This is a genomic window from Pseudomonas frederiksbergensis (assembly GCF_900105495.1).
In the GTDB taxonomy this organism is placed as follows: Bacteria; Pseudomonadota; Gammaproteobacteria; order Pseudomonadales; family Pseudomonadaceae; genus Aquipseudomonas; species Aquipseudomonas frederiksbergensis.
Genome location: NZ_FNTF01000002.1, coordinates 4,500,048 through 4,523,409, shown reverse-complemented (window position 1 = coordinate 4,523,409; position 23,362 = coordinate 4,500,048). Strand labels below are relative to the sequence as shown.

Annotated in this window: 19 protein-coding genes and 1 pseudogene; 10 read left to right on the top strand and 10 right to left on the bottom strand. The window is 58.7% G+C overall.

The features are described from left to right. Nucleotides 1-12: 12 nt before the first annotated feature. The 3 genes from BLW70_RS21140 to BLW70_RS21130 all read left to right on the top strand — a co-directional run bounded on the left by BLW70_RS21140 (nt 13) and on the right by BLW70_RS21130 (nt 3,297). A complete protein-coding gene (locus BLW70_RS21140; RefSeq protein ID WP_054597393.1) occupies nt 13-1,032 on the top strand; it encodes an alpha-ketoacid dehydrogenase subunit beta in 1,020 nt (339 codons plus the stop codon). Then, nucleotides 1,029-2,141: an acetoin dehydrogenase dihydrolipoyllysine-residue acetyltransferase subunit gene (locus BLW70_RS21135; protein WP_074877257.1), complete on the top strand. Its 1,113-nt coding sequence runs from the start codon at nt 1,029-1,031 to the stop codon at nt 2,139-2,141. Before BLW70_RS21140 ends, BLW70_RS21135 begins: the two co-directional genes overlap by 4 nt. 91 nt (nt 2,142-2,232) lie before the next feature. Further along, nucleotides 2,233-3,297 (top strand): 2,3-butanediol dehydrogenase, encoded by a 1,065-nt coding sequence (locus BLW70_RS21130; protein ID WP_235865047.1) that lies wholly within the window; start codon nt 2,233-2,235, stop codon nt 3,295-3,297. Nucleotides 3,298-3,497: 200 nt separating this feature from the next. Here the strand turns inward: BLW70_RS21130 and BLW70_RS21125 are convergent, their stop codons facing one another. Together BLW70_RS21125 and BLW70_RS21120 are read right to left on the bottom strand one after the other, a co-directional pair. Continuing rightward, nucleotides 3,498-4,235 (bottom strand): SDR family oxidoreductase, encoded by a 738-nt coding sequence (locus tag BLW70_RS21125; protein WP_074877252.1) that lies wholly within the window; start codon nt 4,233-4,235, stop codon nt 3,498-3,500. A 129-nt stretch (nt 4,236-4,364) separates the two neighbouring features. Next, a complete protein-coding gene (locus BLW70_RS21120) occupies nt 4,365-4,934 on the bottom strand; it encodes an NADPH-dependent FMN reductase (protein WP_074877250.1) in 570 nt (189 codons plus the stop codon). Between the two features lie 144 nt (nt 4,935-5,078). Between BLW70_RS21120 and BLW70_RS21115 the strand changes: the two genes are divergently transcribed. Beyond that, on the top strand, nt 5,079-5,987 hold the full coding sequence (locus BLW70_RS21115; RefSeq protein ID WP_074877249.1) for a LysR family transcriptional regulator: 909 nt from the start codon (nt 5,079-5,081) through the stop codon (nt 5,985-5,987). A gap of 89 nt (nt 5,988-6,076) precedes the next feature. On the opposite strand, the gene BLW70_RS21110 is transcribed toward BLW70_RS21115, so the two are convergent. After that, nucleotides 6,077-7,021 carry a helix-turn-helix domain-containing protein gene (locus tag BLW70_RS21110; protein WP_074877247.1) on the bottom strand — a complete coding sequence of 315 codons (945 nt, stop codon included), beginning with the start codon at nt 7,019-7,021 and terminating at the stop codon, nt 6,077-6,079. A 216-nt stretch (nt 7,022-7,237) separates the two neighbouring features. Here BLW70_RS21110 and BLW70_RS21105 point away from each other — a divergent pair, with 216 nt between their 5' ends. Beyond that, nucleotides 7,238-8,002 (top strand): SDR family NAD(P)-dependent oxidoreductase, encoded by a 765-nt coding sequence (locus BLW70_RS21105; RefSeq protein WP_074877245.1) that lies wholly within the window; start codon nt 7,238-7,240, stop codon nt 8,000-8,002. Nucleotides 8,003-8,095: 93 nt separating this feature from the next. Here BLW70_RS21105 and BLW70_RS21100 read toward each other — a convergent pair whose 3' ends face one another. Continuing rightward, nucleotides 8,096-9,160 (bottom strand): methyl-accepting chemotaxis protein, encoded by a 1,065-nt coding sequence (locus BLW70_RS21100; RefSeq protein WP_413037964.1) that lies wholly within the window; start codon nt 9,158-9,160, stop codon nt 8,096-8,098. A gap of 234 nt (nt 9,161-9,394) precedes the next feature. Continuing rightward, a pseudogene (locus BLW70_RS31540) lies at nt 9,395-9,661 on the bottom strand (PAS domain-containing protein); the annotation flags it as partial. A 280-nt stretch (nt 9,662-9,941) separates the two neighbouring features. Between BLW70_RS31540 and BLW70_RS21095 the strand changes: the two are divergent. From BLW70_RS21095 to gbdR, 3 genes are all read left to right on the top strand, one after another. Then, the gene (locus BLW70_RS21095) at nt 9,942-11,078 is read left to right on the top strand and encodes a GGDEF domain-containing protein (RefSeq protein ID WP_074877240.1); all 1,137 of its coding nucleotides are present in this window, start codon (nt 9,942-9,944) and stop codon (nt 11,076-11,078) included. A 282-nt stretch (nt 11,079-11,360) separates the two neighbouring features. After that, on the top strand, nt 11,361-12,767 hold the full coding sequence (gabP, locus tag BLW70_RS21090) for a GABA permease (protein ID WP_074880732.1): 1,407 nt from the start codon (nt 11,361-11,363) through the stop codon (nt 12,765-12,767). A 113-nt stretch (nt 12,768-12,880) separates the two neighbouring features. Next, nucleotides 12,881-13,972 carry a choline metabolism transcriptional regulator GbdR gene (gene gbdR / locus BLW70_RS21085; RefSeq protein WP_074877238.1) on the top strand — a complete coding sequence of 364 codons (1,092 nt, stop codon included), beginning with the start codon at nt 12,881-12,883 and terminating at the stop codon, nt 13,970-13,972. Nucleotides 13,973-14,100: 128 nt separating this feature from the next. Here the strand turns inward: gbdR and BLW70_RS21080 are convergent, their stop codons facing one another. The 5 genes from BLW70_RS21080 to BLW70_RS21060 form a co-directional block, all read right to left on the bottom strand. Further along, nucleotides 14,101-14,349, bottom strand: coding sequence for a hypothetical protein (locus tag BLW70_RS21080; protein ID WP_074877236.1), 249 nt, complete (start codon nt 14,347-14,349; stop codon nt 14,101-14,103). 180 nt (nt 14,350-14,529) lie between these two features. After that, complete coding sequence (katG, locus tag BLW70_RS21075) at nt 14,530-16,785, bottom strand: catalase/peroxidase HPI (protein WP_074877234.1); 2,256 nt, start codon at nt 16,783-16,785, stop codon at nt 14,530-14,532. Between the two features lie 381 nt (nt 16,786-17,166). After that, nucleotides 17,167-19,203 carry an LTA synthase family protein gene (locus tag BLW70_RS21070; protein WP_074877232.1) on the bottom strand — a complete coding sequence of 679 codons (2,037 nt, stop codon included), beginning with the start codon at nt 19,201-19,203 and terminating at the stop codon, nt 17,167-17,169. Nucleotides 19,204-19,235: 32 nt separating this feature from the next. Beyond that, on the bottom strand, nt 19,236-19,841 hold the full coding sequence (locus tag BLW70_RS21065; protein ID WP_074877231.1) for a hypothetical protein: 606 nt from the start codon (nt 19,839-19,841) through the stop codon (nt 19,236-19,238). Next, nucleotides 19,838-21,136, bottom strand: a complete 1,299-nt coding sequence (locus tag BLW70_RS21060; protein ID WP_074880730.1) for a sialidase family protein — start codon at nt 21,134-21,136, stop codon at nt 19,838-19,840. Before BLW70_RS21060 ends, BLW70_RS21065 begins: the two co-directional genes overlap by 4 nt. 314 nt (nt 21,137-21,450) lie before the next feature. Here BLW70_RS21060 and BLW70_RS21055 point away from each other — a divergent pair, with 314 nt between their 5' ends. Beyond that, nucleotides 21,451-21,942: a GNAT family N-acetyltransferase gene (locus BLW70_RS21055; protein ID WP_074877229.1), complete on the top strand. Its 492-nt coding sequence runs from the start codon at nt 21,451-21,453 to the stop codon at nt 21,940-21,942. 173 nt (nt 21,943-22,115) lie between these two features. Beyond that, complete coding sequence (locus tag BLW70_RS21050; RefSeq protein ID WP_074877228.1) at nt 22,116-23,336, top strand: helix-turn-helix domain-containing protein; 1,221 nt, start codon at nt 22,116-22,118, stop codon at nt 23,334-23,336. The last annotated feature ends 26 nt before the right edge of the window (nt 23,337-23,362 follow it).

Sequence of the window (23,362 nt, the reverse complement as noted above, 5' to 3'; positions counted from 1 at the left end):
GAGACCTTCATCATGGCGAGAAAAATCAGTTATCAGCAGGCAATCAACGAAGCGCTGGCCCAGGAAATGCGCCGCGACCCCAGCGTGTTCATCATGGGTGAGGACGTCGCCGGCGGTGCCGGTGCCCCCGGTGAAAACGACGCCTGGGGCGGGGTGCTGGGCGTGACCAAGGGCCTCTATCACCAATTCCCTGGGCGAGTGCTGGACACACCATTGTCGGAATTGGGCTATGTCGGTGCTGCGGTGGGCGCCGCGACCTGTGGTGTGCGCCCGGTGTGTGAGTTGATGTTCGTCGACTTCGCCGGTTGCTGTCTGGACCAGATCCTCAATCAGGCGGCCAAGTTTCGCTACATGTTCGGTGGCAAGGCCTCCACGCCACTGGTGATCCGCACGATGGTCGGCGCCGGGTTGCGGGCCGCCGCCCAGCACTCGCAGATGCTGACCTCGTTGTGGACCCACATTCCGGGGCTGAAAGTGGTTTGCCCGTCGTCGCCTTATGACGCCAAAGGCCTGTTGATCCAGGCCATCCGCGACAATGACCCGGTGATCTTCTGTGAACACAAAATGCTCTACAGCATGCAGGGTGAAGTACCGGAAGAGCTCTATACCATTCCCTTCGGCGAAGCCAACTTTTTGCGTGATGGCAAGGACGTGACGCTGGTCTCCTATGGCCGCACCGTCAACACGGCGATGGACGCCGCGCGCAATCTGGCCGCACGCGGCATCGACTGCGAGGTGATCGACCTGCGCACCACCAGCCCATTGGACGAAGACAGCATTCTCGAAAGCGTGGAAAAGACCGGGCGCCTGGTGGTGATCGACGAAGCCAACCCGCGCTGTTCCATGGCCACGGACATCTCGGCCCTGGTGGCGCAAAAAGCCTTCGCCTCGCTCAAGGCGCCGATCGAGATGGTAACCGCGCCGCACACGCCGGTGCCGTTCTCTGATGCCTTGGAGGACCTCTATATTCCCGACGCGGCGAAGATCGAAAGCGCCGTGCTCAAGCTGATTGAGTGGAGCAAGCGTTCATGAGCCAGATCCATACCCTGACCATGCCCAAGTGGGGCCTGTCCATGACCGAGGGACGGGTCGATGTCTGGCTCAAGGAGGAGGGCCAGGTTATCGCCAAGGGCGACGAAGTGCTGGACGTCGAAACCGACAAAATTTCCAGCAGTGTCGAGGCACCGTTTTCCGGGGTGCTGCGCCGGCAGATCGCCCGCCAGGATGAAACCCTCGCGGTGGGTGCGTTGCTCGGCATCGTGGTCGACGGCGAAGCCAGCGAGGCGGAGATCGATGCGGTGGTCGAGCAGTTTCAAGCCGCGTTCGTACCCGGTGACGGTGCCGAAGAAGACAGCGGGCCGAAACCGCAAAAGGTCGAGCTGGACGGGCGGTTGATCCGTTACTTCGAGCGCGGCGATGGAGGTGTGCCGTTGGTGCTGGTCCATGGCTTTGGCGGTGACCTGAACAACTGGATGTTCAATCACGAAGCATTAGCCGCCGGCCGCCGGGTGATTGCGCTGGACCTGCCGGGCCATGGCGAGTCGACCAAACAGCTGGAGCGTGGAGACCTGGACGAGCTGAGCGGCGTAGTGCTGGCATTGCTCGATCACCTGGAGATTCCCGCAGCGCATCTGGTGGGTCACTCCATGGGCGGCGCGGTGTCGCTGAACACTGCGCGTCTGGCTCCGCAGCGGGTACGGTCCCTGACCTTGATCGGCAGCGCCGGTCTGGGCGAGGACATCAACGGTGATTACCTGCAAGGCTTTGTCGAGGCTAGCAACCGCAATGCCCTCAAGCCACAGTTGGTGCAACTGTTCTCCAACCCCGAGCTGGTCAACCGGCAGATGCTCGAAGACATGCTCAAGTACAAGCGCCTGGAAGGGGTGGACGCGGCATTGAGAATGCTGGTTTCGGGCCTGTTTACCGAGGGCAGGCAACAACTGGATCTGCGCCATGTGGTGCAAGAAGGCCAGCAGCCGGTATTGCTGATCTGGGGCAGTGACGATGCAATTATTCCGATGAACCACAGCGCCGGGCTGAAGGCCCAGGTCGAGGTCCTGCCAGGTCAGGCGCACATGGTGCAGATGGAAGCGGCCGAGCAGGTCAACCGATTGATCCTGGACTTTGTGCAACAGCACTGATGCCTTCTCCTGGCAGCCTCTCACGGGGTGCCAGGACCAACGATTTCAAGGAGATTTTGCTATGAGCCTTTCAATCAATCCGGTACGCAGCATGCGTGCAGCGGTCTGGCATGGCCGCAACGATATCCGCGTCGAAGACGTTCCGCTGCCAATAGCACCGCCCGCCGGCTGGGTGCAAATCCGTGTGCAATGGTGCGGAATTTGTGGTTCCGATTTGCATGAGTACGTGGCCGGGCCGGTGTTCATACCGGTCGACGCGCCGCACCCGCTGACCGGGATCAAGGGCCAGTGCATTCTCGGACATGAGTTTTGCGGTGAGATCGTCGAACTCGGCGCCGATGTCCAGGGTTTCACTGTCGGCGAACCGGTGGCGGCCGATGCCTGCCAACATTGCGGCACCTGCTACTACTGCACCCATGGGCTGTACAACATCTGCGAGAACCTGGCCTTCACCGGGCTGATGAACAATGGCGCCTTCGCCGAACTGGTCAACGTGCCGGCCAATCTGCTGTACAAATTGCCGGCAAACTTTCCTGCCGAAGCCGGGGCACTGATCGAGCCGCTGGCGGTGGGCATGCATGCGGTGAAAAAAGCCGGGAGCCTGCTCGGGCAGAATGTGGTGGTGGTCGGTGCAGGCACCATTGGCCTGTGCACCATCATGTGCGCCAAGGCTGCCGGTGCGGCTCAGGTGATCGCTCTGGAAATGTCTGCAGCACGCAAGGCCAAGGCCCTGGAAGTGGGGGCGAACCACGTGCTCGATCCCAATGAGTGCGATGCGTTGGCTGAGGTGCGGCGCCTGACGGGTGGGCTCGGGGCGGATGTCAGCTTCGAATGCATCGGCAATAAACACACGGCCAAACTGGCGATCGATCTGATCCGAAAGGCCGGCAAGTGCGTACTGGTGGGGATCTTTGAGGAGCCCAGCGAGTTCAACTTCTTCGAGTTGGTGGCTACTGAAAAACAAGTGCTGGGCGCGCTGGCCTATAACGGTGAGTTCGCTGATGTGATTGCTTTTATCGCTGACGGTCGGCTGGACATCACACCTCTGGTGACCGGGCGCATTCAGTTGGAGCAGATTGTGGGGCAGGGCTTCGAGGAACTGGTCAACAACAAGGAGCACAACGTGAAAATCATCGTGTCACCTGCTCGAGTCTGAAGCGGGTGAATCTGGCGATGGTTCAGGTTGTGTGAAAACGCACAACGTTTTGAACGTGTGCCTGAATGTTGGCCCCGCGCAATCTTGTGCCCGCGATCCCTCGATGTCTCGTCGCATCAGGGTGAGGCAGGGCACGCGGGGCTTACATTCCGAGTACAAAAAGGCCAGCAGGAAGGCCCGCGTCGCCATTGCGCACTCCGTCAGAATGGGCTCGCCGTGGGCCGAACGATCAGCTCGCTTACATCCACGTCCGCAGGTTGTTCCACGGCATAGGCAATCGCTCGTGCGATGGCGTCGGCCGAAATCGCGATCTTGCGAAACTCTTTCATCTCGGCGCGACCGCCCTCATCAGAGATGCTCTCGGCCAGCTCGGACTCAGTAACACCAGGAGCGATGACGGTAACCCGAATATCGCCTCCAACCTCTTGACGAAGGCCTTCGGAAATGGCCCGGACAGCGTATTTGGTGGCGCAGTAAACGGCCGCAGTCGAACTCACGGCATAGGCACCAATAGAGGCAATATTGATGATCTGCCCAGCCCGTTGGCGCTGCATCAGCGGCAACGTGGCAGCGATACCGTGCAGAACTCCGCGAATGTTCACGTCAATCATACGGTCCCACTCATCCACCTTGAGTGCCTCAAGTTTGGAAAGAGGCATCACGCCAGCGTTATTCACCAACACATCAACACGACCGAACCGGGTAACGGCGAAGTCGATGAAGTCTTGGACATCCTTTCGGTCCGTGACGTCCAGAGCACGGAATTCAGCGCTGCCGGAGGAGGCGTTGATATCGCCAGCAATCCTTTCAAGTCGGTCAGTACGACGGGCGCCGAGCACTACTTTCGCGCCTTGGCTAGCCAGCAGTCGCGCGGTAGCCTCACCGATACCGCTGCTTGCGCCGGTGATTGCGATGACTTTGTCTTTGATGTTCAACATGATTGGTTTCCTCTTCTGTTTGCCCAGGAAGCGGGTCTGGAAACAAGGTTAAGGACGGGCAACAACTTTCCGTTAGTCGAATACTCCGTAACCTTTGCCTATTTCTGCGGCACGCCTTTGCACTGAGGTTTAGCTCACCCGTTCATAGGGCATCTGTTGTCGCGCAGCCTTCAGGGCTCTCGCCCACCAGTTCAGCTGTACCAGCATTCGAGCCATTGGAAGCCTGGCTTGATCAGGCTGACGTATAACCCCGGCCTCATCGATTAGCGCCCAAGGATTAGGGAAGGACACGAAATTGCAGATGGGTACCGCGTGTTGCTCGGCCAGTGCCTGGCGAAGCTGATCAATCGCGTAACGTCCACCCGACGCCCCGCCGTAGCCGACGAATGCCACCGGTTTTGCGTGCCAGCGAATCGAAACCTGGTCAATGAATGCCTTCAGCTCGGAGTGATAAACATTGGTCAGTTCCGATGTAATGATCAGGAATGCATCAGCCTCGGCCAAATGGCGAAGACTTTCCTGTCGCTGCATCACGGCCTTATTGTCTGGCTTGGCTATGAGGTTGGCAGGTTCCATATACCAAGGCGCGAACTCAGCACGTTGCGCTAAAACATCAGAAACCCATTTCAGCAGTGCAGTGTTCAGTCCTTCTTCATCCTGAGCACCGTGAATCAGGACCAGTTTTATCTCGCTATTCATCTCACCCTCCAAACTTGGTATCCAAGTGGTGGCATGTCGTTTGCTGAATTTCACGTCCGCCTTTCAGGCTCTGGATTAGAGTATGAGTGGCAACGCGGCAGATATAGCCGGTCCTGGGGCATACAACTTGTGACTTGAATTCATATGAGACGGTTGGACATAAACTGCTTCGCCGAAATGAACGTGTTCGTCAGGGTCGTTGAAGATGGCGGCTACACGGCTGCCGCCAAGAACTGTGCGATGACCCCATCAGCGGTCAGCAAGCTCGTCTCAAGGCTGGAAAACCGCTTGGGAACGCGTTTGCTCAATCGCTCAACAAGGCGGCAGTTGCTCACGCCTGAAGGGGCCGCGTTCTATGAGCGCAGCCTGACTATCCTGGCGGCGGTCGATGAGGCTGAGCAGGAGGCAGCAGCCAGCTCCGCACCTCAGGGAACAGTGCGGGTCAATTGCAATGTCGATATCGGGCGTCTGTTTCTGCTGCCTCTATTGAAGACGTTCTTGCAGCACCACCCTGGAGTATCGGTGGAGGTTTTCCTCAGCGACGAAGTCGTCGACCTGATCAGCGCACGGGCTGACGTGGCCATCCGCAGCGGACCGCTCAAAAGCTCCAATCTCGTGGCCAGGCGTTTGGGCGAGACGAGAGGTCTTATCGTGGCATCGCCGGCCTACCTTGCAGCACGCGGCATACCCAAAACTCCAGCCGAGCTTGTAGACCACAACTGTCTGGGGTTCACCTTCAGCCCACCGATGATGGAGTGGAGCTTCGTCAGCGCAGACGGCCAGCTAACACCGGTGTCCGTTACCGGCAACGCACGGACCAGTGACGGTAATGGAGTACGAGAACTTGCAATCCTCGGGCTCGGCCTCGCGCGCGTAGGGTTTTGCCAGGTCGAGCACGATCTGGCGGACGGGCGCCTTGTCCCGGTTTTAGAGGACTTCATGCCCATCGCGAAGACTGAAGTGCATGCGGTTTACGTAGGGCAGGGAGGAAAGTTGCCCACACGTGTCAGAGCCTTCATGGACTTTCTGGCGACAAACCTCAAGATCCACTAATCGCGCAGGGGCTGAGCAGGCGGGGCGGCTTACATGCGCAGGCGGGATACTCGATTCGAGCGAGCGCCTCGCAGAAACGGTAGGGCATGTCACGCTTGGCGGTAGGCGCTGGGCGTGACCCCCACCTCCCGACGAAAAACCTGGGAGAAATGGCCGGGGCTGGAATAACCGACTTCCAATCCGACATCAATAATGCTGCGATTGGTCTCAAGCAGTAGATGCCGGGCGCGACTCATGCGCAGGCGGATGAAGTACTGCGATGGTGACAGCCCCGTGGCACGTTTAAACATCCTGCTGAAGTGATACTCGCTCAAATCGGCGATATGAGCCAAATGGGCAAGGCGGAAGTCATCGGCCAGGCGCTCGTTCATGGCATCGATGACGCGGCGCAGTTTGTAGGCTTGTAGTGCGTTGCTGCGTCGGGTAGTGCTCTGCGGATCGAGATAACGGCGTAACAGATGAACGGTCAGCGCCTGAGCCAGGCTGTGTACGAACAACAGGCTGGGCGTACGCTCCTCGGTTAGCTCGAAGCGCAACTGATCAAGCATGAAATTTACCCGCTCATCCTGGGCACCGGAGATCTCGAGGAAGGTCACCGGATCGGTGTGCTCGCCCAGAAGATCACGGACAGCCCGATCGATCAGTGGAAGGCCGAGATACAGATGCATCACTTCGAAGGTGTCGCACCCCATAGTCTGCCAACGCATCTCGTAAGGCTCGCTTGTGTTGGTGAGAAAGAAGTCGCCAGCCTGCACATTGACGGCTTTCCATTCCCCACCGAGGGAGCGCTCCTCGACCCTGGCCGTTCCTGCCAGGACCAATACCAGCAGCGGCTCGACCACCGCGGGCACTAGTATCGGCTCGACGGTACTGTGATGGCTGAACAACTGCACCATCACATCCTGCATCTGCGGGAGCAGCGCATACACCTGCGGTGTTCCCGGCAGATGATGCGGCATCGATTCGGCCGTGATGCGCTGAGCACCCTTCGGTTTCAGGACTTCATTTTCAGGCTGGTGCACAGGAGGCTCCATCGAAACACCCTCAGATGGGGGGCTGGCGTCGATAGAATACCGTAGCCTCGGCTTCCATCAGAGGCTTTAACGTTGGCGCAAAACTCCGACAGCTTCGGCAAGCCTGCGAAAGCCCAACCCTCCCTATTGCGAGACAGTGAAGCCGTCGATAACGACAGCGCCTCACGGGCGCTGAGCCGCCGAATATCTCGTCGGCTTGCAAGGCAGGAGAGCACCATGACTGAGATCAATCACAGCATTCCCAACGAAGTCGAAGGCAAGGTTGCGCTGGTCACCGGCGCCGCCAGTGGCATCGGCAAGGCTATCGCACTGTTGCTGCACGCGCGTGGCGCCAAGGTCATTGCTGAAGACCGCAATCCCTGCGTCGAAGAACTCGCCCGCCCCGGGTTAGTGCCGCTGGTAGCCGACATCACCGAAGACGGCGTCGCCGAGCGCGCAGTCGGTTTGGCCGTCGAGAAGTTTGGCCGGCTGGACATTCTGGTCAACAACGCCGGGATCATCATCAATAAGTTAGTCATCGACATGACCCGCGCAGACTGGGAGCGCATCCAGGCGGTCAACGCAACCGCGGCCTTCCTGCATTGCCGCGAAGCGGTCAAGGCGATGATGCCCAACAAATCGGGAGCTATCGTCAACATCGCCTCTTACGCATCCTATTTCGCATTCCCAACCATTGCCGCTTACACCGCTTCCAAAGGCGCATTGGCCCAGTTGACCCGCACGCTGGCGCTCGAGGTGATTGAGCATGGCATTCGAGTCAATGCCATCGGTGTCGGCGACGTGGTGACCAATATCCTCAACGACGTGGTTGACGACGGCCCTGGCTTCTTGGCCCGGCACGGTGAAGCTGCCCCCATCGGTCGTGCTGCACAGCCAGAGGAAATCGCCGAAGTTGTGGCATTTCTCGCCTCGGACCGCGCAAGCTTCATCGTCGGCTCCGTGGTCATGGCCGACGGCGGCATGACCGTCACCGCCGGTTGATCAACTGACCCGGCATTTAGCCTTTTGACCGCCATCCCAGGCGCCTGAAATGTAAAGCCCGCAGGAGCGGGCTTTTTTACGAAAGTTGATGGGTTATCGGTTAAACCGCTCGACCAATGAATACTGGGTTTTAGCGGTCTGGGTTAACTCCTTGCTCAGCTCTGCCGAATGCTTGGCTTGTTCAGATGTTTGGTCCGCCAGATTGGCAATGGTCGTGATATTGCGGCTGATTTCCTCGGCGACGGCGGTCTGCTCTTCAGTCGCAGCGGCAATCTGGGTAGTCATGTCCGTGATGTTCGCGACGGCCTCACTGATGCCGACTAATGCCTTGTCTGCCTCGAGCACCCACGTCACGCCTTCTTCGGCCTGTCGATGACCGCTTTCCATGGTTTTAACCGCGTTGCTGGATGAGACCTGCAACTTGGAAATCAGGTTATGGATTTGGATCGTGGACTGAGTCGTGCGCTGGGCCAACTGACGCACTTCATCCGCGACTACCGCGAAGCCTCGACCCATGTCGCCCGCGCGGGCGGCTTCGATGGCTGCGTTGAGCGCGAGCAGGTTAGTCTGATCGGCAATGCCTTTGATGACATCCACCACCGCCCCGATCTCATGGCTGTCCTTGGCTAACTGCGCCACCGTCAGCCCTGTCTCGCCCACCACGACGGAGAGGCGCTGAATGGCTTCTCGAGTGTCTCGGGCCACTTCGCGTCCACGTCCGGTCAGCACATTGGCCTCTTGAGTGGCGTCAGCAGTACGCTGGACGTGGCTGGCGACCTCCTGCGTGGTGGCCGCCATTTGATTGACTGCGGCCGACACCTGCTCGGTCTCGACCCGTTGACGGTCCAGTCCACGAGAGCTATCGGCGGCGAGGCCATCGGATCTCCCCGCCAGACTGGTCAGTTGTTCTGCCGTGTCTTGTAGCCGCGTGAGGCAGGTCTTGAGCCTGGACGCCTGACTGACAAATGCCGTTTCAAGGCGTGCCTGAGCACCGCGTTCATCGCTGTACATTTTGGCCAGTAATGAGTCGGAGGTAGAGGCCTCAGCCATTTCCAGCAGATGCAGCGCCCCTCGGTTTTGCCTGCGGGACACAAGCAACCCGATCGGAATCGATACCCCGACGGCCAAAATGAAAGCCTCAGGTGCGCCGAGGAACATGCCACCCAGCGTCCCCACCAACCCGATCGTGACAACAGGCAACCAGGCGAGCAGGGCGGGTTGCCATTGATCGCTAGCAGGGATGGCTGATTTTCCAAGGCTGATGCGTTTATAGAGGGCTTCGGCGCGACGGATTTGCTCGGCCGTCGGCTTGACCCTGACCGATTCATAGCCAACGACCTCACGCCCTTCGAAAATCGGCGTGACGTAGGCGTTGACCCAGTAGTGGTCGCCGTTCCTGGAGCGATTCTTGACGATGCCCATCCACGGCTTGCCTTGCTTCAGCGCGCCCCACATATGGGCAAAGATGGCGGAGGGTACATCAGGGTGACGAACGATGTTTTGAGGCGCGCCGATCAGGTCGGACTTGTTGAAACCACTGATATCAACGAAGGCGTCATTGCAGTATGTGATGACGCCCCGTGCATCCGTTGTCGAGATGAGTTTTTGTTGAGGTCCAAGGGCAACCTCGCGCTGCGTAACCGGTTGGTTGTTTCTCATTTGTATTGCTCCTATGCCCTATGCTAGAGGCATCGGCAGCAAGGAGTGAAAGATTAAGAAGTAATTCCACAAGGACAGGTTATGCGTCGGAAAAGAAGGTGTTGAGCCAATTTGGCGGTTAAGTCTGGAATGCCGGAAGACAAGTTCCCCGCTGCTATCAGGCTACGTTCATCGCGAGTGCGCTGCCGTGCTCGCGACCACGAGCGTAATTGGGTTGTTCGCGTTGGTGGCAGGGTGCCACAATAGTTTCTTTTGGCTGAGTCATGATCAGGTGGATCACATGGATGGCCCAGGCTCTGGGATTGACCAAGAGTTTTTCATCGCCGAGCAGGTGCGAACTGACCGATTGCATCAACTGTTTCGCCAATCATTTTCTGCGGTTTTTGGTAGTTACCTCGCTGCCATCATGCTGTGCTGGCTGTGTTGGGACCGTTTTGAACACAGCGTTATTTTTTGGTGGCTGGCCTTACTGAGCGGGTCGACGCTACTACGCATCTCGATGTTTGTTGCCTATTTTCGCAGCGACGAAAGTGAACGTACGCCTCAACGCTGGGAAGGCAAGTACTGGAGCACGCTCGTGCTGTCCGCCAGTATCTGGGGAGGCGGCGCATTCGTTGTCATGCCAGCAGACGATCTTTTGTCGCAGGCGCTGGTCATGCTCTTTACTGTCGGGATGTCTGTCAGCGCGGTCTCCTGCTACTCGGCCTACCTTTCTATGACACTAGTGTCCATGGGACTGGTTCTGTTGCCGTGCACCGCCTGGCTGCTGTTTCAATCGTCCACGATTCAAGTCGGCATGGCACTTTCGGTGCTGGTGTTCGCGTCATTTGTTGCCCGTGCGACACGAAAAATGTCCGAAGCACTGGAAACCGCCTTTCGACTAACCCGAGAAATGGAACAGGCGAACAGCATTTCCACCCGAGCAGCACAAACCGATGAGTTGACTGGCCTGAAGAGTCGACGAGCTTTTTTCGAGCATGCCCAGCAGCTGTACAACGAATGTGAAACCAACCGGTCAGGGTTGTGCGCCGTGATGTTGGACATGGATCACTTCAAACATATCAACGACACCTACGGCCATCAGGTTGGGGATCAGGTTTTGCGCCAAATGGGTGTGGTCATCAGTTCATCCTTTCGTGCCACGGATATCCACGGCCGGCTAGGTGGGGAAGAATTCGCCATTCTGCTCCCGGACACCTCCATTGAGGTCGCCGTCAAGATTGCAGAAGAGCTCATCCAGACTGTTGCTGGATTGATGATCGAGCCTGTTCACTGCATAACGGCCAGCCTCGGCGTAGCGTCGACGGATGCCGGTATTCACGATCTGCACAGCTTGATGAACAATGCCGATAAAGCACTGTATCGAGCCAAGGCGCTGGGACGTAATCAGGTCGCTGTTGCCCAACCATCGCGATGACCTTCGCGCAGGATGATCTGCCCGCTTGCATCACCGCGGATGCGCGCTTGGGCATGTCGAAATCAGACTCGCAAGTGGCGCACTCAGGCTATTTTCGCTGGAGCCAAGACGCGTAAGGTGGCGCGTCACTTCATGGCCGTGTGCAGCCGTGATGCCTGATCTAGAAACTCAGGAGCGTTTGAGGTGCGCCGCGTTGGTGAAGCGGCAACAGGAAGCAATGATGATCGCCTGACCCTCAGTCAGTACGCCCTAACGTCGATCACCAGAGAACAAAAAATAACGATGAATAACCCGAACTCCACAGTTTCGAACGGTCAGTTGGCGCAGGGTTTCAAACCGCGTCACGTCACAATGCTTTCTATCGCGGGGATTATCGGCGCAGGTTTGTTTGTTGGTTCCGGACATGCCATTGCGGCCTCTGGTCCGGCGGTATTGCTGGCTTATCTGTTTTCCGGCCTTTTGGTCGTTCTGGTCATGCGCATGCTGGGCGAAATGGCGGTTGCCAACCCGGACACCGGGTCGTTTTCCACCTACGCCGACCAGGCTATCGGGCGTTGGGCAGGCTTCACCATCGGCTGGCTCTATTGGTGGTTCTGGGTGCTGGTGATACCCATCGAGGCGCTCGCGGCCGGGCATGTATTGAACCAATGGTTCCCGCAGATCGATACCTGGTTGTTTGCCTTGCTGTCGATCATTCTGTTGGTCGTGACCAATCTGTTCAGCGTGTCCAAATACGGCGAGTTCGAATTCTGGTTTGCGATGGCCAAGGTCGTGGCGATCATCGGCTTTATCGGCCTTGGTTTTGCGGTGTTGATGGGTTGGATTCCCGAGCGCGAAGCCAGCGGGTTGAGCCGAATCATGGAGGAGCATGGCGGGTTTGCGCCCAATGGCTTGTCAGCGGTCGTAGGCGCGTTCATCACCATCATGTTCAGCTTCATCGGTACAGAAGCGGTGACCATTGCCGCCGCCGAATCCAGCAATCCTGCGCAGAACATCGCCAAAGCCACACGTTCGGTTATCTGGCGCATTGGGGTGTTCTACCTGCTGTCCATTTTCGTGGTCATTTCCGTGGTGCCCTGGAACGATCCGTTGCTGGCGTCGGTGGGCTCGTACCAGCGAGCGCTGGAACTGATGAACATTCCCCACGCCAAGTTACTGGTGGATGTGGTGGTCTTGATTGCCGTGGCCAGCTGCATGAACTCCTCGATCTATATTTCCTCGCGCATGCTGTTCTCGCTGGGCAAACGCGGTGATGCACCGAAGCCGCTGAAGGTGACGTCATCGGCGGGCGTGCCGAGAGCTGCGGTGATCGCCAGCACCATACTGGGTGCCGGCGTGACCTTGTTCAGCTATTTCATGCCTGCCGGACTGTTCCAGTTCCTGCTCGCCAGTTCCGGCGCCATCGCCTTGCTGGTGTATCTGGTTATCGCCGTGTCGCAATTGCGCATGCGCAAGATTCTGCGTCGGCAGAATGTCACGCTGACCTTCAAGATGTGGCTGTTTCCCTGGCTCACCTGGTTGGTCATCGTGTTCATCTGCGCCGCGTTGGCGGTGATGATGGTGACGCCCGAGCACCGTATGGAGGTTTCTTCGACCATCGGTCTTGCGTTAGCCATTTCCTTTATCGGCCTCGTGACCACGCGTCACCATGGGCAGCCGCAGCGGGCGGTGTCGGCGGAAAGTGCATAGCAGCGTTCTCCAGCGTAAATCTGCTGGCGACCTCATCAGTGCTCGAGCAGTGGCGAGGCGGCAAAAGCCGCCTGCGCCACGGGCCATTACCGTCACTGCGAGAATAATCTTCGATGGCATACGACACCTCCAAGGCCGCTCCTCCCCAAACTGTCGGTTTCTTGCTGCTGGACCAATTCACGTTGATCTCCCTGGCGTCAGCAGTAGAGCCTCTACGCATGGCCAATCAGTTGACCGGTCAAGAGCTCTATCGTTGGCATACTCTGAGTTCGGGGGGAGAGCAGGTCTGGGCAAGCGACGGCATGCCGATCACTCCGGACACCTCGATCATTAACGCACCGATGCTTGATACCGTGATCGTCTGCGGTGGCATTGGCATTCAAGGCGCTGTAACCCGGGAGCACGTAACCTGGTTGCGAACCCTGGCGCGACGTTCGAAGCGGATCGGAGGCGTGTGCACTGGCAGTTGGGCCTTGGCCAAGGCGGGCCTGCTCGATGGCTTCGATTGCAGTGTGCACTGGGAATTTCTGGCCGCCATGCAGGAAGCTTTTCCGCTAGTGAACCTCAGCTCCAGTTTATTCACCCTCGACCGAGATCGCTTCACCAGCTCCGGTGGAACCGCGCCAATGGACATGATGTTGCACCTGATCAGTCGTGATCATGGTCATGAGCTATCGGCGGCCATCTCCGAAATGTTCGTCTACGAGCGAATCCGCAACGAGCAGGATCACCAGCGCGTGCCCCTCAAGCACATGCTCGGTACCCATCAACCAAAGCTGCAGGAAGTGGTCGCCTTGATGGAGGCCAATCTGGAAGAGCCGATTGATCTGGACGAACTGGCGAATTACGTCGGCTTGTCCCGTCGCCAGCTTGAGCGGTTGTTTCAGAAATACCTGCATTCTTCACCTTCGCGGTATTACCTCAAACTGCGCCTGATTCGCGCACGTCAGTTGCTCAAGCAAACGCCGATCTCCATCGTAGAGTTGTCGGTGGTCTGTGGCTTCGTGTCCACACCCCATTTTTCCAAGTGCTATCGCGAGTGTTTCGGCATTCCACCCAGCGACGAGCGCTTGGTGGCGGAATCGCAACCCCTCGTGACAGCAAGATCGATTGCGCAGGCATTGCCCTTGGCAAGGCCGATGAGCTTGCTGGATCAGGCACGTGATGAATCAACCTTCGCAAGTATCAAGATTTTGAAATCCTGAACAATGCGGGTGATCTTTTCGGGATGGCTCGGCGTGGCGACATCAACGAAATGGGATGAACTATCAGGGGATTGCTCGCCACTTCGATCAAGAAAGCGAACAATCCTCCTGTTCTTTCAATCGAATCCTCAATCGCTCACCTCATTTGTCATCATGCGTTTCAGGCGCACCCAGTCCTGGAATGCAGCGGCTCGCTTCGCGTCAGCCTTGGCCTTTGCCTCGGTGAATCGTGCCCATGCTTCGGGGCTTCGGTCGTCTTGAATCAGTTTGTACGCTTCCATATCGAGCCGATCGGCTTCGTGGAATTGTTCGGCATTGGTGGCGATTTTATCGTCCCAATAACGCTCATCGGTGAAGCTCAAAATTCGCTCGCTCATTTTCGCGATCCTCTCCTGTCACTCATGAACGAATGATTATGTGCGGTTAAAAAAATTCCTTCGGCAAGACGGTAGGAACTTACGCCTGTACGGGTTGAGACAGATCGCAGGGCAGTCGACACAAAAAAGCACAACGCCTCCACAGTGGGAGGCGTTGCAGTTTCAGCGATACCGCTGGTGTTACCTGAGGTCGAAGCGATCCAGGTCCATCACTTTGGCCCACGCGGCGACGAAGTCTTTCACGAACTTCTCCTGCGCATCAGCGGTTGCATAGACTTCAGCCAACGCTCGCAACTGCGCATTCGAGCCGAAGACGAGATCGACGCGGGTGCCGGTCCATTTCAATTCGCCGGTGTTGCGATCGCGCCCTTCAAACTCCTCATTAGCCTCCGACACCGGTTTCCATTCCACGCCCATGTCCAGCAGGTTTTTGAAGAAGTCGTTGGTCAACGCTTCCGGTTGCTGGGTGAAGACACCGTGCCTGGTTTGTCCGACGTTGGTGTTCAACACACGCATGCCGCCAATGAGCGCGGTCATTTCTGGCGCGGTGAGTGTCAGCAGTTGTGCCTTGTCGATCAACAGATGCTCGGCCGGGACGCTGTATTTGCCTTTGAGGTAGTTGCGGAAGCCATCGGCGATGGGTTCGAGGAAGCCGAAAGACTCCACGTCCGTCTGCTCTTGGGAGGCATCCATCCGCCCAGGTGAGAAAGGCACCGTCACGGTTTGACCGGCATTTTTCGCCGCCTGTTCGACGCCGGCGTTACCGGCCAGCACGATCAGGTCAGCCAGCGAGATTTTCTTGCCGCTGTTGTTGAACTCGCTTTGGATACCCTCGAGTTTCGCCAGCACGCTCGCCAGTTGCTCAGGCTGGTTGGCCTGCCAGAACTTCTGCGGAGCCAGGCGCAGGCGCCCACCGTTGGCGCCGCCGCGTTTGTCGGAGCCACGGAAGGTCGAAGCCGCCGCCCAAGCCGTTGATACAAGCTGCGAGACGCTCAGGCCAGAATCGAGGATTTTGCTCTTGAGCGCAGCGACGTCGCTGTCGTTGACCAAGGCATGATCGACGGCTGGAATCGGGTCTTGCCACAGCAGCTCTTCGCTTGGCATTTCCGGGCCGAGGTAGCGGGAGAGGGGGCCCATGTCGCGGTGGATCAGCTTGAACCAGGCGCGGGCGAACGCGTCGGCCAACTGGTCTGGATTGGCCAGGAAGCGCCGCGAAATCGGTTCATAGATCGGGTCGAACCGCAGCGCCAGGTCGGTGGTCAGCATGGTCGGATTACGCCGCTTGGACGGGTCGTGAGCATCCGGAATGATGCCGGCACCGGCGTTGTTTTTCGGTATCCACTGGTTCGCACCGGCCGGGCTTTTGCTCAGTTCCCACTCAAAGCCGAACAGGTTTTCCAGATAGTTGTTGCTCCATTTCGTGGGCGTGGTGGTCCAGGTCACTTCCAAGCCGCTGGTGATGGTGTCCGGGCCTTTACCGGTGCCGAAGCTGTTCTTCCAGCCAAAGCCTTGTTGTTCGAGGCCAGCGGCTTCGGGCTCGGCGCCGACATTGTCGGCAGGTCCGGCGCCGTGGGTCTTGCCGAAGGCGTGGCCGCCGGCAATCAGTGCCACGGTTTCTTCATCATTCATCGCCATGCGACCGAACGTTTCGCGGATGTCCTTGCCCGCAGCGACCGGATCCGGGTTGCCTTCCGGGCCTTCCGGGTTGACGTAAATCAGGCCCATTTGCACGGCAGCGAGCGGGTTCTCCAGGTTGCGCCCCTGTTCAGTGCGGCTAGCCTCGTTTTCCCCTGGCTCAGCTACAAGTGGGCCTTCGCCGGGTTCTTGCATGGGCTCGTCTTTTTTGCCGTAGCGGGTGTCGCCGCCCAGCCACTTGTTTTCCGAGCCCCAATAGACGGCTTCATCCGGTTCCCAAGCGTCTGGACGACCGCCGGAAAAGCCGAAGGTCTTGAAGCCCATGGACTCCAGTGCGACGTTGCCGGTGAGGACGATCAGGTCGGCCCAGGAAATTTTGTTGCCGTATTTTTGCTTGATCGGCCAGAGCAGCCGACGTGCCTTGTCGAGGCTGACGTTGTCCGGCCAACTGTTGAGCGGCGCGAAGCGTTGCTGGCCGGAACCGGCGCCGCCACGACCGTCACCGGTGCGGTACGTACCGGCGGAGTGCCAGGCCATGCGAATGAACAGTGGCCCGTAGTGACCGAAGTCCGCCGGCCACCAGTCCTGGGAATCGGTCATCAACGCTGTCAGGTCGCTTTTGACCGCTTCAAAGTCCAGGCTCTTGAATGCTTCGGCGTAATTGAAGTCCTTGTCCATGGGGTCGGACAGGGAGGAGTGCTGATGGAGGATCTTCAGATTCAGTTGGTTCGGCCACCAGTCGCGGTTTGTCGTGCCACCGCCAGCGGCGCTAATAAACGGGCATTTCGATTCGTTTGCCATGTGTGAGCTACCTTTGGTCGTATTCATCCGGCTATCCGGCCCAGCGTGGGCGTTAAACAGCAACGGGCGAAACCAATGACACAGGCTGCAGGGCCAGCAGTTTGATCAACTGATTGTTTTTGATCGCACGGGAATTCTGAACAGCGGCAATCGAGTTGCCTGCACGGTGGCCTACGGCAGGTTTAGTCAGGCTTCTGACCCATTCCTATCTCCTTATCAGTTCTTGACCGGCCGGCTTATGGTGCCGACGCTCGGATAAGGTTAGACCCCAGTTGGGAAGTCAGCTAATAGGGGGAGTATTAGGGCGTAATAGGCAGAGTCTTTTACGGGGGGGCGGGGGAAGGCCCCGCGTCTATTTGCAGCATAGACGCGGGAAAGCCGTTACTTGCGCACGTTCTGGTACAGCATCAACCTTGAGGTTTCGTGCATGGCGCGGGTCAGTTGCGACAGGCGTTTGAACTCTTCCGGGTTTTGTTCGGCGACGTTGTCCAGCGGCGTCGGTGAGGCCAGGTCATGGAGGCTTGGCGAGCTGCCGTCATGCTCCATCTGCACCATGTAGTGTTGAGTCACGCCGGCAATCAGCGGGAATGTTCCCTCACGCAGCACCAACGGCACCACGCGTTCACCCTCAGGCGCGGGCTGCTGAATGTCACGGCCCATGCCGCTGTTGCGGAACTCAAGACCGGCCATGCCCGCCACGGTGGGCAGCAAGTCCACCAGGCCGACCGCTTCTTCGACCTTGCGCGTGCCGAGCAAACCCGGTGCGTGGATGATCATCGGCACCGCGTTGCTTTCCAGGCCCAATTGTTCATAAGCCGGTGCCAGGAACGGAATCTGCGCGATGCGGGTGTTGTGGTCGCCAAACAGCACGAAAATGGTGTTGTCGTACCAGCCGCCGGCCTTGGCGATTTCCATCAAGCGACCGATATTGAAGTCCAGCAAGCGCACGGCGTTGTATTGCTCGACACTGCGCGACCCTGCGGCCTGAACTTCGGCCAGGGTAGGGTGCTTGACCTCGAAGCCATCGTTGGTCTTGGGAATCGTGAAGGGACGATGGTTGCCAGCCGTCTGCACATAGGCGAAGAACGGTTTGTCCTTGGGCAGTGCTTGCAGGATCTGGTCGGTTTCCTTGAACAGGTCCAGGTCGGAAATCCCCCAGACATCCACCACCGGGGACTTCCAGTCCCGCTCTTCGAACAAGCGAACGCCGTCGATGCTTTGGCGGATCAAGGCATTCATGTTGGCCCAGCCGGAGTTGCCGCCGATGGTGTAGATCTTCTCGTAACCGGTGAAGGCGTTGATCAGTGTGTTTTGCTTGGTGATCAACGGATTACGCGTCGCGGTTTCCTGGCGGGTGACGTCAGGCACACCGCTGATGCTGGCCCAGACGGTTTTTGCGGTCCCCGTCACCGGCACATAGAAGTGCTCGAAAAACCAGCTCTGCGTGGCCAGACGATCGATATTGGGCGTCGGATTGATCGGGTTGCCGTAGGCCCCGACGGCGCTGGTGCCCAGCGATTCGAGCATGACGAACATCACGTTCGGCGGCCGGGAGCCCGGTATTTTGTAAGGTTGTGGCGCCTGGTGACGAACGAAATCAAGGGTTTGCGGGTCGGGCTTGTCCACGCCCAGGTAGTTGGCCATCACCGCGTAGTGTTCGCGCACTTGCGCTTCGTCATAGCGCGACTGGCCGACCTTGACCGTGTCGTAGAGGAACAACACCGGGTTCAGGCCCAACGCAGCGATCTGGTTATTGCCCGAGAAGAACGCATCGCTCCAGCGCAACGGGACCGGGTTTTCAAGGTTCATGTTTTCGACACGACCTAAAATGCCCAGCAGCACCACCACGACCATCACCGCGCCACCCAACGCCGCAGAGAGTCGGCGTATGACTTTGCGGGGGCGGTCCAGCGTTACGCGTTCCAGACGCACCAAGGCCAGTGTCACCAACGCGACCGTTGCCAGCCAACCCAGTGAAATCCAGATCACCGGGTAGGTCTGCCAGACCATGTCACGGGATATTTGCGCATCCTCGATGAAGCGCAGCACGGTGGCGTTGATCCTCACGCCCAGGTAGGCGTAATGGCCAAAGTCGATGATGTAAATCAGCAGCAGGACGCTCAGTGCTGCGACCAGATACACGCGGGCGATGCGGCGAAGCAGGCGGCTGTTGATCAGGTTCCAGCGCGGAATCCAGGCCAGTAACGCCAACGGCAACATCGCCAGGATGGCCAGGCGCAAATCGAAACGAAAGCCAATCCCCAGGGTTTCCAGGACGTCATTTTTGTCGATCAGGGCGTTGGCGTCGAAACCGGAATAGCCGAAAAAGAACATGACCCGAAGCACAGCAAACAGCGCGAAGGTAATCGCTGTCGCGCCCAGCCAGTAATGTAAACGTCTCGAGTGCAGCCAACCCATCCCTGTTCCCCTGTTAATAAAGTCGTTAAATCTCAAACGGAACCGGACGCTGCACCGCGGCGCTTGGTAGCCCGGCCATACGTCCAGCGTACGGCAAGCATCAGCAGTGCCACGCAGCAATACAGGCCCAGCAGCGGATCAACCAGGTAATCCCAATAGTTTTGCGAAGGTTTGATCCCGGCGATGAAGGCCAGGGTCGCGCTGGCCAGCATTACGACGGCCAGGCCGTTGCGCAGGTAAAACAGGCCCAGGGTCAGCACGCCGAGGAAGATCAACATGACGCGCGGGCTGTAGCCAAACCGATAGGGGTCCAGATCACTCATGCCCAGGGTTGCCGGGTACAGCACCACGGCCATCGCGGCAAAGAGGATCAATACCCCGGTTTTACCCCGCGCAGGGGGCAGGACATCCAGCCGACGCAAGCAGCCCCACGCCATGAACACCATGGAGGTGATCGCCAGGTCATCAATGTAGCTGCGCAAATAGGCGGCTAACGATAACCCGTCCAACGCTATGAAGCTGACGGCCAGCAATGCGGCCAACAGGGCGATCCGCCAGCTCCTGTGCAAGCCGAAAGAAGGCAGCATCAGGAAGATGATCATTGCGAAGCTGACATGGGCTTGCCACAGACTGATCATTTGCGACGCTCGTTGAGCCAGGCATCGTTGAAGGTGACGTGCTTGATGAAGGTGTTGTTCCAGGAATAAACCAAGTGATACATCCCGTCGGGGCTGCGGATGAAGTACGGGTATTCATATTCAAATTCACACCCCTGGCTTTTACAGACACGGTTGTCGAGGTTGTCCAGGAACTGTGCCTCCAGCGGTTGGCGAAGCGCGCCGCTGGAACCGCGAAACTCTTTGCCGATGATTTCCTTGTAGGCCTCGGGCGAAAACGGAGCACCTTCGGGGTCAGGGGACTTGTCCAGGTCCCGCAATGAACGCCAATCGTCCATTTTTGCGTCGGTGCCATACAGGCTCAGCTTGAAGCGCCCCTCCTGCAGGTCGTTGAGCGCCACCAGCAACCCGTGTTCGGGCGTCGCGACGGCGGCCAACGAAGAGTTCGGGTTCGAGGGATCGAGCGGATAAGGCTCGCTCCAGGTTTGACCGGCGTCTTCGGTGCGGGTCGCCAGCACACGGTGGTGGGTGTCGCCGGCATAGCGCAGCAAGGCGATGCCGCGCTGGCCATCCAGTGGAACCACCGTGGGTTGCAATGAGTTTTTGCCATGGCTGATGCGGAATTTGTCGATCACATCGCCGTCTGCGCTCAAGTAGAGGTACTCGGCAAACTTGCCCAGGAACTCGTGGTAGACCGGCAAACCGATGGAACCGTCGGCATGAAATACCGGTGCCGACCGGACCAGGGTGCTGATGTTCAGAAAGGGTGAAGTGATCAACTGCCGCGGGGCGGACCAGCTTTCACCGAAGTCATCTGACACCATCACATTGACCGCGCTGCCGGCCCAGCCACCCATGGACACCGACACGTAGAACAGCCACAGGCGATTATCCGGCGCGAGGGCAACCACCGGATTGCCCAGCTTGCGAATGTATTTTCGCGTGCCCTGTTGGGTCGAATCCCGCGTCGCCAATACCTTTTCTGCCCCCCACTCGCCGGTTTTCGAGTCGAACCGGGCAGAGCGCACCTGCACATCGGCTGCGCCTTCGCGGGAGCCGGCGAACCAGACCGTCATCAGGCTGCCGTCGGGCAGGGCGGTCACTGCCGAGGAATGCACGAAATCCACCAGCCCGGACGAGGCGAAGCGGCTGGTATAAATGGGCTTGGCGACTTGGCCAGCCACTGCCATCACTGGACTTATCAGGGCAAAGGAGGAATGCGTATTGGCAGGATTGACGAACCATGCAGCCGCAAACAGGCAAGAGAGTGAAAGGTATGCACCGAGGGCACGAACGCTAGGAAGTTTGATGCGCATCATTACGGCTTTGGCATCTCATGGCCCGATAAAGCGCACAAACTAACACTCGGTAGTACAAGATCGGATTTAATGAATTTCTAATTTGTAAGCAATTGTTTGTAGCGTGCTGCGTTGTCGAGGAACCATATCCGATCGAGTGGCGAAGACTAGCGGAATAGACGGTTTTCGCTGTGGCCAACGGCTATTTGCCGAGCCTTTGCGCCATTGGTCGCAAAAGCCGGACCTAAGCCGTGGTGAAGCTGAAAAGGAAACTTTTATCCATCCCCTGCAAAAAGTAATCTGTCATCCCGACATTTGGATGGATCCAGACCATGCACTTCACCTACCGCCCCGTCCGCACTGAAGATGTCCTGACGATTTGCGATTTTCCTCAAAATCCCCAAGAGCTGTTTTTTATGTTCCCGAAGGCGCAGTACCCGCTGACGGCAGATCAACTGCAGGCTTCGATTGCTCAACGTTCCGACTCAACGGTGGTTGAGGCGGACGGTTCTGTGATGGGCTTTGCTAACTTTTACAGGTTTGAGCGCGATGGCGTTTGCGCGATCGGCAATGTGATTGTGTCACCCACGGGTCGAGGGAAAGGGGTCGCGAAGTTTTTGGTGCAGACGATGGTGGAGTTGGCGTTCGAACGTCATCGGGCATGTGAAGTGCAGCTTTCGTGCTTCAACGAGAATACGGCGGGGTTGCTGCTGTATCCGCAGCTCGGGTTTGTGCCGTACGGGGTCGAGGAACGATTGGCGCCGGACGGGCGTCGTGTGGCCCTTATACATTTGAGAAAGACCGGGAGCCACGCGGGGCTCTGAGTATTTTCAGGTCTGGTTTGGTCAGGCTGAGCAACCGTTTTAAATCACCGATAAGAACAACCGATCCCCGCTTGAGGATTTGCCGGAGGCGGCTTCCTTCGTGCTTGTGCATCGTGAGATAGACTCAACAGCGAACATCCGACGGTGGGAGTGACAACGGTGGCGGGATTGCGATGGACTCGCTGATCACGGCCGCAGCGCAGGCGCTGGCGGCGGGTGATCCGCTCGGTGCGCTGAACCGGGTCGCGTTGCGCGACGATGCGCCGGCGCTGGCGTTGCGCGGGATTGCGATGGCGCAACTCGGCGATCTGGTGCGAGCCAAGGCGCTGGTGCAGAGGGCGGCGCGGGCCTTTGGACCGAAGGAGGCCTTGGCTCGGGCGCGGTGTGTGGTCGCCGAGGCCGAGATCGCGCTGGCCTCCCGGGAACTGGGCTGGCCGGTGAAGGCACTCGAGACGGCGCGGGTGACGCTTGAGGCACATGGCGATCGGGTGAACGCCACTCATGCGCGGTATCTGCAGATTCGGCGTTTGCTGCTGATCGGGCATCTTGAAGAGGCCGACGTGCTGCTCGCCGAGCTTGATCCCGCGCCTTTGCCGCCGGCCTTGCGCACTGCTCACGAACTGGTCGTGGCAGGGATCGCGATGCGACGACTTGAGACGAACAAGGCGCGGTCTGCACTCATGAGGGCCGAGCATGCCGCGCGCGACGTCGATATTCCTGCGCTGACGGCCGAGGTGGAAAACGCGGCCCTTGTCCTGAACACGCCCGTCGCGCGTTTGCTTGCCCATGGCGAAGAGCGGCCACTGTTGCTGGAGGAGGTGGAAGCGTTGCTCGCATCCACGTCGCTGGTCGTCGACGCCTGTCGCTACGTCGTGCGTGGCGCTGGCATGTCGGTTTCCCTCGCCTCACGCCCGGTCTTGTTCACCCTCGCGCGGGCACTGGCCGAAGCATGGCCGGCCGACGTGTCGAGGGAAGCGCTGGTTGCCCGGGCCTTTCGTTTGAAGCACGCCGACGAGTCCCTTCGCGCACGGTTGCGAGTCGAAATCGGGCGACTGCGTGCGGCGTTGAAACCCTTGGCCGGCGTGATTGCAACCAAACGCGGGTTTGCCCTGGTGGCGCTGGTTGCCTCTGACGTGGTGGTGCTGGCGCAACACGTCGAAGAGAAACACGCGCAGGTGTTCGCGTTCCTCGTTGACGGTGAGTCGTGGTCCAGTTCGGCCCTGGCCCTGGCCCTCGGTGCCAGCCAGCGCACGGTGCAACGGGCACTCGACGAACTGGCCCGGGAGGGCAAGGTGCAGTCGTTCGGTCGCGGTCGGGCACGGCGCTGGATGACTCCGCCGCTGCCGGGTTTCGCGACGACCTTGTTACTCCCGGGGCCACTGCCGGGTGACTAGGATGAACGCCACACACCCGTAACGAG

Bases quoted from the DNA above. Each gene is read 5' to 3' on its own strand.
- gabP (WP_074880732.1), top strand. From the start codon at position 11,361: ATGAATAACCCGAACTCCACAGTTTCGAACGGTCAGTTGGCGCAGGGT.
- BLW70_RS21055 (WP_074877229.1), top strand. From the start codon at position 21,451: ATGCACTTCACCTACCGCCCCGTCCGCACTGAAGATGTCCTGACGATT.
- BLW70_RS21105 (WP_074877245.1), top strand. From the start codon at position 7,238: ATGACTGAGATCAATCACAGCATTCCCAACGAAGTCGAAGGCAAGGTT.
- BLW70_RS21065 (WP_074877231.1), bottom strand. From the start codon at position 19,841: ATGATCAGTCTGTGGCAAGCCCATGTCAGCTTCGCAATGATCATCTTC.
- BLW70_RS21095 (WP_074877240.1), top strand. From the start codon at position 9,942: ATGGATGGCCCAGGCTCTGGGATTGACCAAGAGTTTTTCATCGCCGAG.
- BLW70_RS21125 (WP_074877252.1), bottom strand. From the start codon at position 4,235: ATGTTGAACATCAAAGACAAAGTCATCGCAATCACCGGCGCAAGCAGC.
- BLW70_RS21120 (WP_074877250.1), bottom strand. From the start codon at position 4,934: ATGAATAGCGAGATAAAACTGGTCCTGATTCACGGTGCTCAGGATGAA.
- BLW70_RS21060 (WP_074880730.1), bottom strand. From the start codon at position 21,136: ATGCGCATCAAACTTCCTAGCGTTCGTGCCCTCGGTGCATACCTTTCA.
- BLW70_RS21115 (WP_074877249.1), top strand. From the start codon at position 5,079: ATGAGACGGTTGGACATAAACTGCTTCGCCGAAATGAACGTGTTCGTC.
- BLW70_RS21135 (WP_074877257.1), top strand. From the start codon at position 1,029: ATGAGCCAGATCCATACCCTGACCATGCCCAAGTGGGGCCTGTCCATG.
- BLW70_RS21100 (WP_413037964.1), bottom strand. From the start codon at position 9,160: ATGTTCCTCGGCGCACCTGAGGCTTTCATTTTGGCCGTCGGGGTATCG.
- BLW70_RS21140 (WP_054597393.1), top strand. From the start codon at position 13: ATGGCGAGAAAAATCAGTTATCAGCAGGCAATCAACGAAGCGCTGGCC.
- BLW70_RS21130 (WP_235865047.1), top strand. From the start codon at position 2,233: ATGCGTGCAGCGGTCTGGCATGGCCGCAACGATATCCGCGTCGAAGAC.
- gbdR (WP_074877238.1), top strand. From the start codon at position 12,881: ATGGCATACGACACCTCCAAGGCCGCTCCTCCCCAAACTGTCGGTTTC.
- BLW70_RS21110 (WP_074877247.1), bottom strand. From the start codon at position 7,021: ATGGAGCCTCCTGTGCACCAGCCTGAAAATGAAGTCCTGAAACCGAAG.
- BLW70_RS21080 (WP_074877236.1), bottom strand. From the start codon at position 14,349: ATGAGCGAGCGAATTTTGAGCTTCACCGATGAGCGTTATTGGGACGAT.
- BLW70_RS21070 (WP_074877232.1), bottom strand. From the start codon at position 19,203: ATGGGTTGGCTGCACTCGAGACGTTTACATTACTGGCTGGGCGCGACA.
- BLW70_RS21050 (WP_074877228.1), top strand. From the start codon at position 22,116: ATGGACTCGCTGATCACGGCCGCAGCGCAGGCGCTGGCGGCGGGTGAT.
- katG (WP_074877234.1), bottom strand. From the start codon at position 16,785: ATGGCAAACGAATCGAAATGCCCGTTTATTAGCGCCGCTGGCGGTGGC.